At 39.3% G+C, this 17,017-nt stretch carries 13 protein-coding genes; 6 read left to right on the plus strand and 7 right to left on the minus strand.

Annotation, left to right across the window (positions count from 1 at the left end; translation table 11 throughout):
- Nucleotides 1-10: 10 nt before the first annotated feature.
- On the minus strand, nt 11-703 hold the full coding sequence (locus tag NSQ72_RS02055) for an amino acid ABC transporter permease (RefSeq protein WP_024424286.1): 693 nt from the start codon (nt 701-703) through the stop codon (nt 11-13).
- Nucleotides 690-1,505, minus strand: coding sequence for a cystine ABC transporter substrate-binding lipoprotein TcyA (gene tcyA / locus NSQ72_RS02060; protein ID WP_039176473.1), 816 nt, complete (start codon nt 1,503-1,505; stop codon nt 690-692). The genes NSQ72_RS02055 and tcyA overlap by 14 nt, the downstream gene beginning before the upstream one ends.
- A 314-nt stretch (nt 1,506-1,819) precedes the next feature.
- Between tcyA and NSQ72_RS02065 the strand changes: the two genes are divergently transcribed.
- Nucleotides 1,820-3,253 (plus strand): amino acid permease, encoded by a 1,434-nt coding sequence (locus tag NSQ72_RS02065; protein WP_081258475.1) that lies wholly within the window; start codon nt 1,820-1,822, stop codon nt 3,251-3,253.
- A 104-nt stretch (nt 3,254-3,357) separates the two neighbouring features.
- Here the strand turns inward: NSQ72_RS02065 and NSQ72_RS02070 are convergent, their stop codons facing one another.
- From NSQ72_RS02070 to NSQ72_RS02085, 4 genes are all read right to left on the minus strand, one after another.
- Nucleotides 3,358-4,911: an MFS transporter gene (locus NSQ72_RS02070; RefSeq protein ID WP_064498666.1), complete on the minus strand. Its 1,554-nt coding sequence runs from the start codon at nt 4,909-4,911 to the stop codon at nt 3,358-3,360.
- A gap of 84 nt (nt 4,912-4,995) precedes the next feature.
- Nucleotides 4,996-5,850, minus strand: coding sequence for an SDR family oxidoreductase (locus NSQ72_RS02075; protein ID WP_126682201.1), 855 nt, complete (start codon nt 5,848-5,850; stop codon nt 4,996-4,998).
- 23 nt (nt 5,851-5,873) lie between these two features.
- Entirely contained in the window at nt 5,874-6,941 is a 1,068-nt protein-coding gene (gene uxuA, locus NSQ72_RS02080; protein WP_218676955.1) for a mannonate dehydratase, read from the minus strand.
- A 37-nt stretch (nt 6,942-6,978) separates the two neighbouring features.
- The gene (locus NSQ72_RS02085) at nt 6,979-7,656 is read right to left on the minus strand and encodes a GntR family transcriptional regulator (RefSeq protein ID WP_059374431.1); all 678 of its coding nucleotides are present in this window, start codon (nt 7,654-7,656) and stop codon (nt 6,979-6,981) included.
- A 355-nt stretch (nt 7,657-8,011) separates the two neighbouring features.
- On the opposite strand from NSQ72_RS02085, the gene NSQ72_RS02090 reads away from it, so the two are divergent.
- The 3 genes from NSQ72_RS02090 to uxaC all read left to right on the plus strand — a co-directional run bounded on the left by NSQ72_RS02090 (nt 8,012) and on the right by uxaC (nt 11,866).
- Nucleotides 8,012-9,178: a Gfo/Idh/MocA family protein gene (locus NSQ72_RS02090; RefSeq protein ID WP_151284003.1), complete on the plus strand. Its 1,167-nt coding sequence runs from the start codon at nt 8,012-8,014 to the stop codon at nt 9,176-9,178.
- 58 nt (nt 9,179-9,236) lie between these two features.
- Complete coding sequence (locus NSQ72_RS02095) at nt 9,237-10,334, plus strand: Gfo/Idh/MocA family protein (protein ID WP_039176497.1); 1,098 nt, start codon at nt 9,237-9,239, stop codon at nt 10,332-10,334.
- An 80-nt stretch (nt 10,335-10,414) separates the two neighbouring features.
- The gene (gene uxaC, locus NSQ72_RS02100; RefSeq protein WP_341083189.1) at nt 10,415-11,866 is read left to right on the plus strand and encodes a glucuronate isomerase; all 1,452 of its coding nucleotides are present in this window, start codon (nt 10,415-10,417) and stop codon (nt 11,864-11,866) included.
- A gap of 71 nt (nt 11,867-11,937) precedes the next feature.
- On the opposite strand, the gene NSQ72_RS02105 is transcribed toward uxaC, so the two are convergent.
- Nucleotides 11,938-13,431 (minus strand): peptide MFS transporter, encoded by a 1,494-nt coding sequence (locus tag NSQ72_RS02105; protein WP_024425520.1) that lies wholly within the window; start codon nt 13,429-13,431, stop codon nt 11,938-11,940.
- A 263-nt stretch (nt 13,432-13,694) separates the two neighbouring features.
- On the opposite strand from NSQ72_RS02105, the gene NSQ72_RS02110 reads away from it, so the two are divergent.
- Nucleotides 13,695-15,482, plus strand: a complete 1,788-nt coding sequence (locus NSQ72_RS02110; RefSeq protein WP_039176499.1) for a right-handed parallel beta-helix repeat-containing protein — start codon at nt 13,695-13,697, stop codon at nt 15,480-15,482.
- A 198-nt stretch (nt 15,483-15,680) separates the two neighbouring features.
- Nucleotides 15,681-17,006 (plus strand): LLM class flavin-dependent oxidoreductase, encoded by a 1,326-nt coding sequence (locus NSQ72_RS02115; RefSeq protein WP_058837321.1) that lies wholly within the window; start codon nt 15,681-15,683, stop codon nt 17,004-17,006.
- The last annotated feature ends 11 nt before the right edge of the window (nt 17,007-17,017 follow it).

Below are 17,017 nucleotides of genomic sequence, written 5' to 3' on the forward strand. Positions count from 1 at the left end.
CGTTCCCTCCTTACCTTGCGACATATCGATCAAGTCGTTTTTCAATTTGATGCTGAACGAGCGATAGAATAAAGCAGAATACCCAATAGATGAGGGCTGCTTCCATATAAATAAACAAGATCTGATCCAAGTTCGCCGCAGCAATCTCCTGTGATTTACGGAACATCTCTGCCACGAGAATTTGGGAGGCAAGGGATGTATCCTTCACCAAGCTAATGAATGAATTAGACAGCGGTGGAATCGATACACGCACAGCCTGCGGTAAAATCACGCGGACGAGCGTTTTGCGATGTGTCATCCCAATGGAATAACCTGCTTCCCATTGTCCTTTTGGAACAGACAGGACGGATGCACGGATAATTTCCGACGCATACGCACCTACGTTTAAAGAAAAAGCAATAATGGCACTTGGATATGGATCCAGTGTGATATTAAATGTCGGAAAGAAATAGAAAATAATAAACAATTGCACAAAAAGCGGCGTTCCGCGAACGGCCGACACATAGATGGAGAAAATCCATCTGAGGGCTTTAATTTTAGACATTCTCGCAAGAGCTGTCACAAGCGCGATAAAAATACCAATAATAAAGGCAATGATGGCGAGGGGAATTGTATAATAAATCCCCTGCATCACCATTGGCCAAAAAGATTGCTGAAGAAGATCCCAAGGAATGACGACTCCTAGGATGTTATTTTGTAACATCTTCACCAAACCATTTCTTAGAAATCTTAGCGAGTGTACCGTCTTTTTTCATTTCTTTTAATGCGCCATTCACTTTGTCAACGACTTCGCCGCTGCCTTTTCTGAATGCGAAATAAGTTTCTTGAGGATCTCCTGTTTCAAATGCAACTTTTAGGTTTTTGTTACCGCTTGTTTTCAAGTAATTCAATACAGCCAATTTGTCATTGAACGTCAGATCAGCACGTCCTTGCTGAATCAATTGAATGGATTGCGCAAGACCTTCAACGCCTTCGATCTTAGCACCAGCATCTGTTGCTAGTTTGTTGTAGTTACTTGTTAACGATTGTGCTGCTTTTTTGCCTTTAACATCAGATAGTTTCTTGATGTCGTTATTATCTGATTTTGTCACAACAATAGCTTGAGATGTCGTGTATTTATCAGAGAAATCGTATTGATTTTCACGGCCAGTTTTCCCAACTTGGTTCGCTACCACGTCAAAACGTTTTGCATTCAGTCCAGCAAACATACTGTCCCATTGTGTTTCTTTGAATTCAGGTTTTAAGTCAAGGCGTTTTGCTACTTCAGTGATGACTTCTACATCGTAGCCAGTTAATTTATCTGTCTTTTTGTCATGGAAAGTGAAAGGAGCATAAGTACCCTCAGTTCCAATGGTTAATACACCTTTATCCTGAATGGATTTCCAAAGGTCTCCTGATTCCTTAGACCCAGATTGTTTATTCGCGTTGTCGCTTGCACCAGATCCACATGCCGTGATCAATGCAACACAAGCGCCTAAAATAATGGCAAAGAACATTTTTTTCATTTTATTCCCCACTTTTCTTGTTGGTATTTACAACATATGATCTTACAGAGAAGCAACCTAAAAGTAAAGCATTTGAAACTAGCTTGAGCGAATCTCACCAACTTTATGCCCGCAACCCATTTCTTTCAAACCTAAAAAGCCATTCAGTTTATTTGTGCGAACATTACTAAAATAAAGACTTTGAGACAGTGACCATAGAAGGAAGCATATTTATTATAAAAGATGTATAATTAGTAGGTTGTTTTGAAAATGGAATGAATCACATGGAGACATGTTTTAATAACAGAGCATCTTAGAAGAAGGAGGGCATCATTGTGGATGTTGGACGAAATCAGCCCGATCAATTGAAAAGGGCGATGACCTCCCGCCATTTATTTATGATTTCACTTGGCGGTGTCATTGGGACAGGCTTTTTCTTAGGAACGGGCTATACGATTGGACAAGCAGGGCCAGTCGGAGCCGTTCTTTCATATATTGTGGGCGGATTGATCATGTATTTAACCATGCTGTGTCTTGGGGAGCTGTCGGTTGCACTTCCTGTGTCGGGGTCGTTTCATACGTATGCGACGAAATTTGTCAGCCCGGCAGCGGGTTTTGCTGTCGGCTGGATTTATTGGCTCGGCTGGGCGGCAACGGTCGCCCTTGAGTTCTTATCAGCAGGACAGCTGATGAGGCGCTGGCTGCCGCAAGTAGATGTGTGGATTTGGTGTCTCATATTCGGACTCTGTCTTTTCTTATTAAATGCCCGGTCAGCGAAAGCGTTCGGGGAGTCGGAGTTTTTCTTTTCTACCATTAAGATTATTGCCATTTTACTCTTTATTGGCGTAGGCGGAGCGGCGATGTTTGGGTTTATTGATACAACGAGCGGTGAACCCGCCCCTTACTTCAGCCATTTTGTGAATGATGGGCTGTTTCCAAATGGTCTGCTGGCCGTTGTGGTCACGATGATTACGGTGAATTTTTCGTTTCAGGGAACAGAGCTGATCGGGATTGCGGCAGGAGAAAGTGAAAACCCTGAGAAAACCGTTCCCCGTTCGATCCATCAAACCGTATGGCGTACACTTGTCTTTTTCGTCTTATCTATTTTCGTCTTAGCCGGTATGGTGCCTTGGAAGGAAGCCAGTGTGCTGCAAAGTCCATTTGTTACTGTGTTTGAGAGAACGGGCATTCCTTTTGCGGCAGACATCATGAACTTTGTCATTATTATTGCTTTATTATCTGTTGCAAACTCTGGCTTGTATGCATCGACAAGAATGCTGTATTCCTTATCGAAGGAAGGAATGGCAGGAAAAGCATTTAGACGCGTCAATCAGCGCGGTATTCCGATGAATGCCTTACTGCTCACGTTCCTGTTTACAGGGATTTCGCTGTTATCCGGTTTTTTTGCAGAGAAAACGGTATTTGCCTGGATCGTGTCCATTGCCGGAATGAGTGCCCAGACAGGCTGGATCACGATTACATTATCACAGCTTCTTTTCCGTAGAAAATATTTGAAAGCAGGCGGAAAGCTGGAAAACTTAAAATTTAAAACGCCTCTTTATCCGGTGCTGCCAATCATTGCGATTACACTGAATACCATCGTTTTGGTCAGCCTTGCCTTTGATCAAGAGCAGCGCATCGGGCTATATGTCGGCGTACCGCTCATGATCATTGGATATGTTGTCTACCATCGCTATGTGAAAAAGCATCAGGCACAAAGTGAGCCGCTGAAGCTGCAAATCCATGGAGATGATGAGATTCGGTTTTAAAATCAAAAAACACTAAATTTAAGAAATTTAAAAACACCTCTGATATCAATCTGAAGGTGTTTTTTTTTGAAGTGATTCTGGAAGTTCTCAACTAACAACAAAAGTTAGTTCATATCCTGCTGTTTAAAATCTTGTTGTTCAAAATTTTGGCGCTTATTCTGATATCCTACGTTATTATTACCCCAAAGCTTCTCGTAATCCCATCCTGTTAGCGCTTTCAAAACACTTCTTGTTTCATCATCAGCCTGTTCCATTGAACCATTATTCTTTAACCTATTAATTTCATTAATCATAATGGAATGCGTTTTCTTAGATAATTTAAATTTAAATGAAATAACTAAACTAATACCGACTAGCCCTACAGTTCCGAAAAACAGAATACCTACAATCCCATTTATTGCTGTCGTAGACTGTGTCGTCGCGCTTGCAACGAATCCACTTTCCTGTAAAATAACTCCCACCAAGAATGTGGCTAAAGCTGTAGTACTCTTGCGTGTAAACGTCATAATACCTGCAAATATTCCTTCTCTTCTTTTACGAGTGACCATTTCATCTACATCAGGAATGAAAGTGTAAATATTCCATGGTATATAATATAATCCACTCTTTCCGATGCCTAAAATAACAGAGAAAGCATACAGCGCTATAATCATATAAGTTGGTTGTGTGAAGTATAAAAATATATAACCACTGATACATGTAATAATAGCAGTATAAGATATTTTCAAAGATGGCGCAGGACCTATTTTAATCACGAGCCAACCAAACAATATGGTACATACCATTTGAAGTAATGAACCAATAGATAATAAATCGGCTGCGAGCACTGCATCTTTATTTAAAGAAAACACAACAAAGTAGACAAAGACAGCGTTTAAAATATCCATGGCAGTAAACGAACAAATATACATCGTGAGGTGCTGACGGAAACTTCTAATTCTAAAAGTAGATGTTAAGTCAATGATGACTTTTTTTATGGATTCTATAGCAGGTACTTTTTCTACACCATCAGGTTCTATCATGTCTTCTTCTATTTTACGTTCCCATGTTGTTCTATGTGTAATTAATAATGCAGCCATAAAAATAAAGGTGAAGATAATTCCATTGTAAAGAAAAACTTGAGGTGAATCTTTTCCGAATATTTCGAATAATCTGCCTGGAATAAAGGTAGCTAAAAATGTTCCTAGTCCTGAGTAGATTAATCTTATTGTTGAGAGCTTGGTCCGTGCATTAAAATCATTCGTCATTTCAGCTCCAAGTGTTTCAAATGGAATTAATACCATTGCTGCAAGGAATTCTAACAAAATATAAACCGTTAAATAGTACCAGTAATTCATATCAGAAATCCAAAGAAGAGAATAAATAACCATCAAAGGGCTTCCAATTAGTAAAAAGAACCTGCGTCGTCCAAATTTTTTCCCAAGTTTTGTACGACCAAAATTGTCAGTGATATGGCCCATAATTGGGCTTGCTATCGCATCAATAATACGAGCAATTGCAATAATAGATCCTGCTTCAACAGGGGTAAGACCACAGTATGTAATAAAAAAATATAACATCCATGCGCCTATGATAGCGAATGCTCCCCCTCCAAATAAATCCATTGTTCCATAACCAATATAATTTTTGAGTGTTAGTTTCCTGTTCTCAGTCTGCATTCTTATTTCTCCTTTCCAAGCCTACTTATAAATTTAAAAAAACATATAAAATAAAGATGTATGACAAGGAAAAAAATAAAAATATTAAACACCTGAATACGCCATAAAACCTCCATCAACAGGAATGGTCACGCCGGTAACAAATGCTGACATATGATCATCAACAAGCCATAATAGGGTACCAAGAAGATCTTCTGGCGTACCAAACCTTCTCATTGGTGTGTTCGAAATAATCTTATGAGACCTCTCTGTATAATCTCCTTCTTCAGTTAGGAGAAGGTTTTTATTTTGTGAGGTTAAAAAGAAGCCCGGTGCAATGGCATTTACTCTAATTCCTGCCTCGGCCATATGAACAGCTAACCATTTGGTGAAATTTTCAATTGCTGCTTTTGCCGCGCTATAAGCAGGCACTTTGGTCATTGGAGAAGGGGCACTCATAGATGACATGTTGATGACAACTGCTCCCTTTCGATGAACCATATTTTTAGTGAAAATTTGTGTAGGAATAAAAGTCCCCATAAAATTTAAATCAAATACATTTTGTACACTATCTGTACTTAAATGAAAAAAAGTATTTACCTTAGGATTAGTAAGGTCTTCTGTTTGAAATATTTCATTGGTTGTATTTGCACTGGAGTGGTTACCACCAGCTCCATTTATCAATATTGTACAATTGCCTAATTCCTCTGTTACAATCTTCTCGGCTTGTTCAACACTCTCTTTATTCAGAACATCACATTTAATCGCAATCGCTTTCCCGCCCATAAGGTTAATTTCTTCGGCTACCTTTTCACCTTTTTCGACTGTTCTATTTAAAATGGCAACAGACACGCCATGTCTAGCAAGTTCCTTTGCCATGGCGCTGCAAAGTACGCCACTTCCTCCTGTTATGACAGCTACTTTACCAGCTAAATTTTTATTTTCTTGTATGTTTACCATGTAGCTTCCTCCTTTGCTTCTTTTCATACAGAATGTTTATTTTGTAAAGCATCCCAAGCTCCCCACAAATACATAATTCCAAGTGCTCTATCATAAAGACCATATCCAGGCCTGCATTGTTCATCCCAAATGTGTCTTCCGTGATCGGGTCTACAATAACCTTTGAATCCGCTTTCATAATAAGCGTGTATGATAGCTGAAACATCTACTGATCCATCTTTTGATCGATGCGATGTTTCAACAAAGTCCCCGTTATCATATACACGTACATTTCTTATATGAGTAAATGGGATTCTATCAATAAATTCGTGAATCATAGAAACTAAATCATTTTCTAAGTTTGCTCCTAAAGATCCTGTACAGAGCGTTATACAATGATGTGGGCTATTATTTAGTTGTAAAATTTTTCTGATGTTATTTTGGTTAGTTACTATTCGCGGTAGCCCAAAGACAGGCCAAGGTGGATCGTCAGGATGAATAGCCATTTTAATATCATGAAGTTCTGCAATTGGAATAACCTGATCTAAAAAATATTTCAAGTTGTCCCATAAATCATCGTCTGTTACATTTCTGTAGGCTTCAAAAAGGTGGTGGAGGTGATTTAACCGCTCTGGTTCCCAGCCTGGCATGGTTAAACTGGAGTTCTCACTAATTTTATTTACTAAGTCTTTCGGATCAATATCTTTAATTCGACTATGTTCATAAAATAGAGCTGTAGAGCCATCAGGAAGTGTTTTATTTAAGTCTGTACGGATCCAATCAAATACAGGCATAAAGTTATAACATATGACTTTAACACCGACCTTTGCTAGCTTCTGAATTGTTTTCTTATAATTTTCTATGTATCGATCTCTAGTTGGAAGTCCGAGCTTAATGTCTTCATGAACATTCACGCTTTCAACCACTTCAATATGAAGGTTATGTTTATCAGCTAATTTTTTCATTTCTACAATTCTTTCTAATGGCCACTCTTCTCCTGCGGGCACATCATGCAGTGCCCAAACAATTCCTTCCACTCCTGGAATCTGCTTTATTTGTTCCAGTGTGATTGTGTCGTTTCCTTCGCCAAACCATCTAAATGTCATCCTCATCTACCATCACCCCTAAAATATAAGTAACAACCTATTTTTATTTAAAATAATTTGGATATTCTTTCTTCAATAATTCTTTATCAACAAGTGCAATTTTCAAATGCTCTTCCATGATTGTTTCAGCTTTATCAGCATCTTGATCTTGTATTGCTTTGAAGATATTTACATGTTGAGAAAGAATATTATCCCAATTATAATCTGTTACTAGCCTTAACATGCGACTCCTATTAAAGTGTACATTCATCTGTTGAATAACTAACCATGTTTTTTCTTTTTTACACCGTTTGAAAATAGTTCTATGAAACTCCTCATCTAATTCAAACATTTTTTTATAATCTTTTTTCTTAACGCAAATTTTTTGCATACTTAAATTCATATCTAAATCATTAATCAACTCTTCAGAAGGTTCCTGACAGGCTAGTCTAATCACTGCCTTCTCGAGATGTTCTCGCATAAACCGTGCTTCCTCCACAAGGTTCAAATCAATTAAAGAAACAAATGTACCTCGTTGAGGGTAGATACTTAATAATCCTTCTTGAGATAATTTTAAAAAGCTTTCTCTTACAGGAGTTCGACTAACATTAAATTGAATGGATATTTCTTTTTCAGAAATATTTGTCCCAGGTGGAAGCTTCAGGCTTAATATTTGATCTTTTAGCATATTGTAAACTTGTTCCCTCGTAGAGAGGTTTTGGTTTTTAAAATCAATATTCATTATTCTAATCTCCTTTCTCTAACATACTACCATACAAGTGCATTAGAATGGTAGACACTAATTTAATTTTTCTGAATATTACCCTGTGAGCATTTATAACTCTTGATGATTCTAACTATGTAAGCCATGATCAATCATAAAAGTGAGGGATATTAAAAAGAAAATTCAAAAAACTATACAAAATTCAAAAAGATTGAGTTATAATGTTTTTGAGCTACCATACTAGTATAACTAGAATATTAATAGAACGAACGGTACTCTGATCTATCAGTTAGGTGAATCATTCAGTTTTTTGAAAGCGCTATCTCATTATTAGAAGTGAAAATTTATCTTCTTGCAGAAGGGAAAGATTGATATGACCAACATCGCAATTATAGGAACTGGATCTATTGCAACTGCCCATATCGAGGCTTATCTTGCAATGCCTGAAATCAGTAAAATTGTAGCTTTAGCTGATATTTATCCTGAAAAAGCAATGTCTGCAGCAACAAAATATAACCTAGAAGCACGAGTTGTCGCTAACTACCAAGAGTTATTGAATGATCCTACGATTGATGCCGTTTCCATTTGTACACCTCCTTATATGCACGCAACCATTGCCATCGATTTTCTTAAAGCAGGCAAACATGTCTTAGTAGAAAAACCTATGGCTTCTTCTCTAAAAGAATGTGACGAAATGATAAAAGCATCTATTGAAAGCCAAAAGCTTTTATCCGTTGTTGCTCAAAACAGGTTTATGACGCCCATTATGAGATTAAAACATGTCCTTGATCAAAACCTCATTGGAAAAATCGCTCATACTCAAGTTGATTCTTTTTGGTGGCGTGGTCATAGTTACTATGATTTATGGTGGCGCGGTACATGGGAAAAAGAAGGTGGAGGTTGTACACTTAATCATGCTGTCCATCATATTGATATGTTGCAATGGATGTTAGGATTGCCGACTGACATTTTTGCAGCAACTAGTAATACCTTGCATGATAATGCAGAGGTTGAAGACCTTTCGATTGCTGTACTTCGCTATGGAAATGGCAGCTTAGCTCAAGTAACCAGTTCTGTTGTTCATCATGGAGAAGAACAACAATTGATTTTTCAAGGTGAAAAAGCTAGAGTATCTGTCCCATGGAAAGTAAATGCTCAAATAGCTAAAGAAAATGGGTTTCCTCAAGAGAAAAATGATGAGGATTTAGAAAATCGTATTCAGGAAGCTTTTAATCAATATCCGGAATTACTATTTGAAGGGCATAAAGGACAAATAAATAATTTTTTAATGGCTATCAAGGGTAACCAGAAGCTTTTAATTGATGGAACAGAAGGAAGAAATACACTAGAACTTATTACAGCCATCTATAAATCTGCAAACCAAGGTGTTCATGTGAAGCTTCCTCTTTCAGCAGACGATCCTTTTTATACACGTGAAGGAATGCTTGCGAACGTTAAGCATTTTTATGAAAAACAAAGCAGTGTAGAAAATTTTTCAGACGATACGATAACCGTTGGAGGAAATTACGAGAAACTATGAGTCTAACGTTATTAAATTATTAAAAATAAACTGGAAGCTAGCTAGAGGAGGAACAATCATGCAGAAAAGTGATGGAATGAATTATGCTCCTAAGGGAAAAAGTGCCCCTGTTGTTACAGAAGGACAATTCGTAATAGCAGCTATAGGTCTTGATCATGGACACATCTATGCAATGTGCAATGGATTAACTGAGGCTGGGGCTACATTAAAATGGGTGTATGATCATGATCAGAAAAAAGTACAAGAATTTTGTAAAGCATATCCGGAGGTACAGGCAGCCAAAAGTGAGAAAGAAGTTCTCGAAGATCCTGATGTAAGGCTCGTGGCAGGCGCAGCCATTACATCTAAACGCTGTGATTTAGGGCTGCGTGTTTTAGATCATGGTAAGCATTACTTTACGGATAAATCACCTTTTACAACGTTAGAACAATTGGAGCTTGCTCGTAAAAAAACAGCTGAAACGGGGCTTAAATGGGCTGTTTATTATAGTGAACGTTTGCACGTGGAGAGTGCCGTATTTGCTGGTCAATTGATTGAACAAGGAGCCATTGGAAAAGTGGTACAAGTTCTTGGGACTGGCCCACATCGTAGTAATGTAGAAAGCAGACCAAGCTGGTTTTTTGAAAAGGAGTATTATGGAGGTATTCTATGTGATATTGGTAGTCACCAAATTGAACAATTCCTTTACTATTCTGGCGCAAAAGATGCAAAAGTTGTACATAGTAAAGTGGGCAATTACAAACATCACCAATATCCAGAATTGGAAGACTTCGGCGATGCTACTTTAATTGCGGATAATGGGGCTACAAACTATTTTAGAGTAGACTGGCTGACTCCTGATGGCCTTAGCACTTGGGGGGATGGGCGTACATTCATTCTTGGAACAGATGGGTATATTGAAATTCGCAAATACGTAGACATAGCAAGGGATAAAACAGGAGACCATTTATACTTAGTAAATCAACAGACAGAGCAACATTTTTCTTTAAATGGAGAAGTAGGATTCCCTTACTTTGGTGAACTTATTTTAGATTGTTTAAACGATACTGAAAATGCTATGACTCAAGAACATACTTTTAAAGCCGCAGAACTATGCTTAATTGCACAACGAGACGCAATCTATGTAAATACGGAGATTGAATTAAGTAAGATCTAAAAAAGTGAGGTGTTATTTTTGTTAATAACACCTTATTTCATTTAATTGATTTTCTAAACATAAGTATAGAGGTGACTATATTGTCTACATTCCTAAGCGAAGATATGATGCTTAATCACGAAAGTTCAAAAGTTCTTTATCATGATTACGCGAAAAATATGCCAATCTATGACTTTCATACGCATTTAATGGCTGATGATATTGCTGCTAACAAAAAATATGAAAATATGACTGATATTTGGCTGAATGGAGACCACTATAAATGGAGGGCTATGCGGTGGTTTGGCGTAGAAGAAAGATTGATCACGGGGAATGCAAGTGACAAGGAAAAATTCTTAGCTTGGGCCCAAACGGTTCCATATACAATAGGAAACCCTCTTTATCATTGGTCACATTTAGAATTAAGTCGTTATTTCAATATAAATGAGTTGTTCTCAGAAAAAAATGCACATAAAGTTTGGGATATCTGTAATGAGAGATTAAATGAAAGGAACATGTCCACAAATGGAATTTTAGAAAAATTTAATGTAAAAGTGGTATGTACGACTGATGATCCAATCGATACTTTAGAAATTCATCAAATCATACGTAAAGATGTAGGAATTACTACTAGGGTCCTACCTACATTTAGACCGGATCAAGCTTTGAATATTGAACAATCAAATTTTGTGAATTATATAGAAAAATTAGGTGAGTCAATCAACGGCGTTGTTTTAACATATGAAAACTTTATTGCTTCATTACATTCACGAATTGATTATTTTCACGCGAATGGATGCAGAATGTCTGATCATGGTTTTGAAATATTTCCATTTTCACCAGCTACTGAACAAGAAGTGTCTTCTATATTTGTGCGTGCGCTGCAAGGAAAAACACTATCCCAAGAGGATATCAATAAATTTAAAACAAACACTCTTCTTCACCTGAGTAAAAAATATCATTCTCTTCATTGGACCATGCAATTACACATAGGTGCTTTAAGGAATAATAACACACGAATGTTCAAGTTAACGGGAAAAGATAGTGGGTACGACTCTATGTCTGACTTCCACCTAGCAAGACATTTAAATGGTTTTTTGAATGAATTAGACAAAGATAACCTTTTACCTAAAACCATTATCTATAATTTAAATCCCGTTCATAATGCGATTGTGGCCTCTACTATAGGGAATTTTCAATCTTCTGATGCCAGAGCAAAAATTCAATTTGGATCCGGGTGGTGGTTTAATGATCAAAAAGACGGCATGCTAGATCAAATGAAAACATTATCTAATATAGGTTTGCTTAGCACTTTCGTAGGTATGCTTACAGACTCCAGAAGCTTTTTATCGTTCCCTCGTCATGAATATTTCAGAAGAATTTTATGCAATTTATTTGGGACTTGGATAGAAAATGGAGAGCTTCCAAGGGATTACGAATTTATAGGGAAAATAGTCAAAGATATTTGTTATCACAATGCCGTGAATTATTTTAACATTGAAATAAATGAGACAGTACCAATGAAAACGAATGAATCATGCAGTCAGATATAAAATTTCTATATGAAGACTGATCATCAATAAAGTGAAAAACTGGACATGATGTACTCATGTCCAGTTTTTTATTAATGAACGCCTTTCATCGCTTTCTTAATCACTGGTGTCAGTAATAGCATTACAACGCATAAAACGATGGCCAGCAGTCCGATGATACCGAAATAGACGGTTTCTGGCACTTTATCAAACAGTTTGACTACTTGCGCATTGATCGCCTGTGCCATCGCATTTGAAAGGAACCAAAGGCTCATCGTTTGTGCTGAGAAGGCAGCAGGTGCCAGCTTTGTTGTCGCTGACAGTCCAACTGGTGATAAGCAGAGCTCTCCGATCACGACGAGGAAGAAGCTCAGAACGAGCCATAATGGGCTCACAAGTGTGTTCGGACCAGACATGTATGCAGGAATGATCATGATGATGAAGGATAACCCCGCAAACAGAAGGCCGAGTGAGAATTTAATCGGGGTAGACGGCTGTTTCTTCCCAAGTCTGACCCATAACCAAGCAAACACTGGAGACAGCAGCACAATAAAGATTGGGTTCAATGATTGGAACCATGAAGACGCTAGTGTCATCCCAAGAAAATTCAAGTTTGTTCGTTGATCTGCATATGTCGCTAAAATGTTTGAGCCTTGTTCTTGAATCGCCCAGAACATCACGGCAGCAAGGAACAATGGAATATAAGCGAGAACCCTGGATTGCTCCACTGCACTCGTCTTTTTACTGAAATACATGACAATGAAATAAACAATCGGAATGAGTACACCAAGGGCACTGACAAACCAAGTGAATAGATTAATTGTGAGCGCGCCTGTTTGAATGCCAATGACAGCAAAAACTGCGAGCAAAATCACAACCAATGATCCGTAAATTTTGAAGTTCTTACGTTCGGCAGCTGATAATGGATTTGTCACATAAGTGCCGGCAAGACCAAGATTCGGTTTTTTTGTGACCACAAATGTAATGAGTCCAACAAGCATCCCAACGGCAGCGAGTGAGAACCCGAGGTGGAAATTCACTTTTTGACCGAGTGTTCCGACAATTAATGGGGAGATAAAGCCACCCATGTTGATCCCCATGTAGAAAATACTAAATCCAGAGTCCCTGCGTGGGTCTGTTTTTGTATACAGGTCGCCAACAATGTTTGAAACGTTTGGCTTGAGAAGACCTGTCCCAATAATAATCAGTCCCATACTAATAAAGAGCGCTGTTGCTCCGCTTGGCAAAGCCAAAATCACGTGGCCAAGCATAATGAAAACTCCGCCATAAAACACCGTACTGGACGAACCAAATACCCGGTCGGCGAGCCATCCGCCAATAACTCCTGACATATAGACAAGCGCACCGTAGACAGACATGATCGAATTGGCTGTCGTCTGGTCAAAGCCTAGACCGCCTTTTGTCACCTCTGTGTACATATAATAAATAAGCAGTGCACGCATGCCATAATAGGAGAAACGCTCCCAAAATTCAGTGAAAAACAGTGTGTAAAGTCCTTTAGGATGTCCAAAAAACCCTTTTTGAGGAACACTTTTAACAATTTTATCGTGGTCAATTGTAGACATGGCATAGATCCTTTCTTAAAAAAAGAGATATGAGAAAAATGATATTCTTGTATAGTTCTTGTGTCAATATAAAACTATTCTAAAACAGGAAAATGTTAGTTCAATAGGCTTAAAGACTCAAAAAATTGAAAAATTCATTGAAGTAAAAATTATCGGAAAGTTATTTCGGAAGAATTTATTTAAAATTTGAAGCAATGTACAAGCAAACCTTTACCACATGCATAGGATGACGAGAGAACATGTGTGAAAAGGAGTGATTTAGGTTGGGGGAATTGAATGAAGCTGATCTAAAAAAACCTGTTGTCAATGTACTAGATTTTGGCGTGATTGCTGACGGGAAAACGGATTGCACAGCCAAGCTCAATGAATGTTTAGAATGGACAAAAGCACAAGGGTATTCCCATGTCTGGCTGCCGAGCGGCACATATTTAATCGATGCGGTGTACAGAGGTGATTCATTTTTTCCTTTCCGAGGTGCAGGTATACGGGTGCCAAGTCATATATGCATTGAGATGGCGCCAGACGCTGTGATAAAGGTAAAACCAAATGATTCATGGGGGTATGCAGCCTTTTATATAGGAAAGGTTCAGAATGTGACCATCCGAGGCGGACGTATTGAAGGGGATCGTCATGAGCATGTATACAAGCCGCTCCCCTCTGAACGAAAAACCCATGAATGGGGCTTTGGGGTGTGCATTGAAGGTGCCTCCCATGTCGAGGTGAATCATGTCCAAATCAAAAATTGTACGGGAGACGGCATTATTGTCAGTCCCCATGGTTTATTGACAGAGGGTGAACCGTACTCGCCTGCTGCATCTATTGATATTTCCGGCTGCACCATCACAGATTCGAGGCGCAACAACATTTCGATTACAGGCTGTGATGGGGTCATTGTGGAGGACTGTCTCTTGGAAAGAGCAGGAGTAAATGGGGTCGAGCCAAGAATGGGCATTGATATTGAAGGCTATGGAGAAAATGCCGTTAATATGGAAGAACCGCTGAATATTCAGATTCGAAACAACATCGTCAGAGGAGGGGCTGCGAGCTCAATCTATAACTTTAACGGTTATGGTGTGATCATTGAAGGCAATCATACAGATAGCAGTATCTCCTATGGCTTCTCCACCGAAACGATCATTGCCAACAATATGATTCGTGCAGTGGGAGGAGGTGTTACAAAAGCAGGGATTACGAGCTTAGGCGTCTCACTTGGCCAAACCGAAAACAATGTGATTATTATTGGCAATATGATTGAGGGGTTTGAAAAAGGGATTGATGTGAGGGGAGACAGTGTTCACATTACAGGTAATAAGATTAGTCTTTTTGAAGATGCGGCTGTGTCCGTTTATATGGCGAATCGTATTCTAATAGAAGGAAACCATATTGAATCAGGAACGAATACCGGAAAAAGGAGCGCCTCCCTGCGTATCTATCAATCGGATAGTGTCGTCTTTTCAAACAATACGGTCTATTCTGTTATCGATGCGGCCGTGGTGAGAGGAACGAATATCCTGATCCAGCACAATCAATTCAAAGAATTCAGCAGAGGAATCTGGGTGCAGGAAGGGGAAACAGGGATCAACGGCAACCACTTTATTCAAGAAGGACACCCGGAGCTAGATTCTTCCTATACGATCAGTGTCACCGAAAATGCAAAGGCTTTCATCTGGCAGAATCGCTTTAAAAACTATCAAAACTACGCTGTATACAGCAGCACGACAGGGGCATTAGAAATTAAAGACAATTCCTTTGAAGAAACATCCTTATATGTGGTGATGTATATTAAAAATGGTTCACCACAAATTGGAGATAACCGTTTCTATTTAAATCGATCGATCGGACAGCCGACAGCGATCTTTATTGACCAGGCTTCCTCAGCTCGTGTGCTGCGCAATAACATCATCAATCTATCTCCTCAAAAAGCGATTGCCGTCCGCACCGCAAATTCCACTCATTCTGTCATCGCTCACAACATGCTGGAGCGCAGTCAATTGTTGACACATACCACAGACCGGCTCATCGGAAATATTGAGATTGATACGCCATCATAAGCGTTTGAAATCCCTTATTTTGGAGGTTCAGAAGGCGGTTGACAATCCTGTAAAAAGGGCATATAGTAATAATTATTTTTCATTTTTCGCAACATTTGCCCTTTTTTTATTAATAAAACCGATTAATTCAATCAGAAAAATGTATCTTCTAAGGACTTCAGTTTGATACATGTAGGATATAGAAAGGATGAAGAACAAGTGTCACAGCCGAAAAGGAAGCTCAAGCTAGGCGTATTCATCGCAGGAACTGGACATCACGTTGCCTCTTGGAGACATCCGAATGCAGTACCAGACGCAGCCATGAACCTAGATTATTTTAAACAATTAGCGAAAAAGGCAGAGGAAGGAAAGCTGGATTTGCTCTTTTTAGCTGACAGTTTATCCATTAATCAAACCTCTCATCCGAACGTATTAACGAGATTTGAACCGCTCACGCTGCTTTCATCGATTGCTGAGTCTACTTCAACGATTGGTTTAGCAGCAACAGCATCCACTACATACAGTGAGCCTTTCCATATTGCAAGACAGTTTGCCTCCCTTGATCATTTATCAGGCGGAAGAGCGGCATGGAATGTGGTCACATCTTCTATTGAAGAAACAGCGAAAAATTTTAGCGGAGAAGAGCATTTAGCACACCATAAACGTTATGAACGGGCAGAAGAGTTCGTCGAAGTCGTCAAAGGTCTCTGGGATTCTTGGGAGGAAGACGCCCTTGTCAGAAACAAGGAAACAGGAGAATTCTTCGAATCTAGTAAGCTTCATGAGCTCCAGCATAAAGGTGAGTTCTTCTCAGTCAGGGGGCCTCTCAACGTATCACGCACGCCGCAAGGGCAGCCCGTGATCATTCAAGCAGGATCTTCCGAAGATGGTCAAAAGCTTGCAGCAAAAACAGCAGAGCTCATTTTCACTGCACAAAACGATCTCGAAAAAGCGAAGGGATTTTATCAAAGCTTGAAGGGGAAAGTAGAGGCTGCTGGCCGTGCTAGAGAGGACGTCAGCATCATGCCGGGTATCTTCCCGATCATTGCTGAGACAGAGGAAGAAGCCCGAGCAAAATATGAAGAATTACAGGAGCTGATTGTTCCTGAGATTGGACTGAGCATTCTGCAAAATTACTTAGGCGGGATTGATCTGTCTCAGTATCCGTTAGACGGACCGCTTCCAGAGATTGATCCGAGCACGTCAAATGCTGTGAAAAGCCGTTTTGATCTCGTGATGAATATGGCGAGAAAGGATAACCTGACCATTCGCCAGCTCTATCAATCAGTTGCCGGCTCACGCGGTCATAATATTTTCATTGGAACGCCGGAGCAGCTGGCAGACGTGATGGAAACATGGCTGAATGAAGAAGCAGCAGACGGCTTTAATGTCATGCCGCCGCTCTTGCCAGAAGGGCTGGATGTGTTTGTAGACCGCGTCGTCCCAATCCTTCAGGAACGAGGCTTATTCAAAACCGATTACACAGGACAAACCTTACGAGAAAATCTCGGACTAACAGAGCCAAAAAATCGCTACACGACATAAGGTGAGGTGAC

The organism is Bacillus sp. FSL R5-0659, from assembly GCF_038008785.1.
Taxonomy (GTDB): Bacteria; Bacillota; Bacilli; order Bacillales; family Bacillaceae; genus Bacillus; species Bacillus safensis.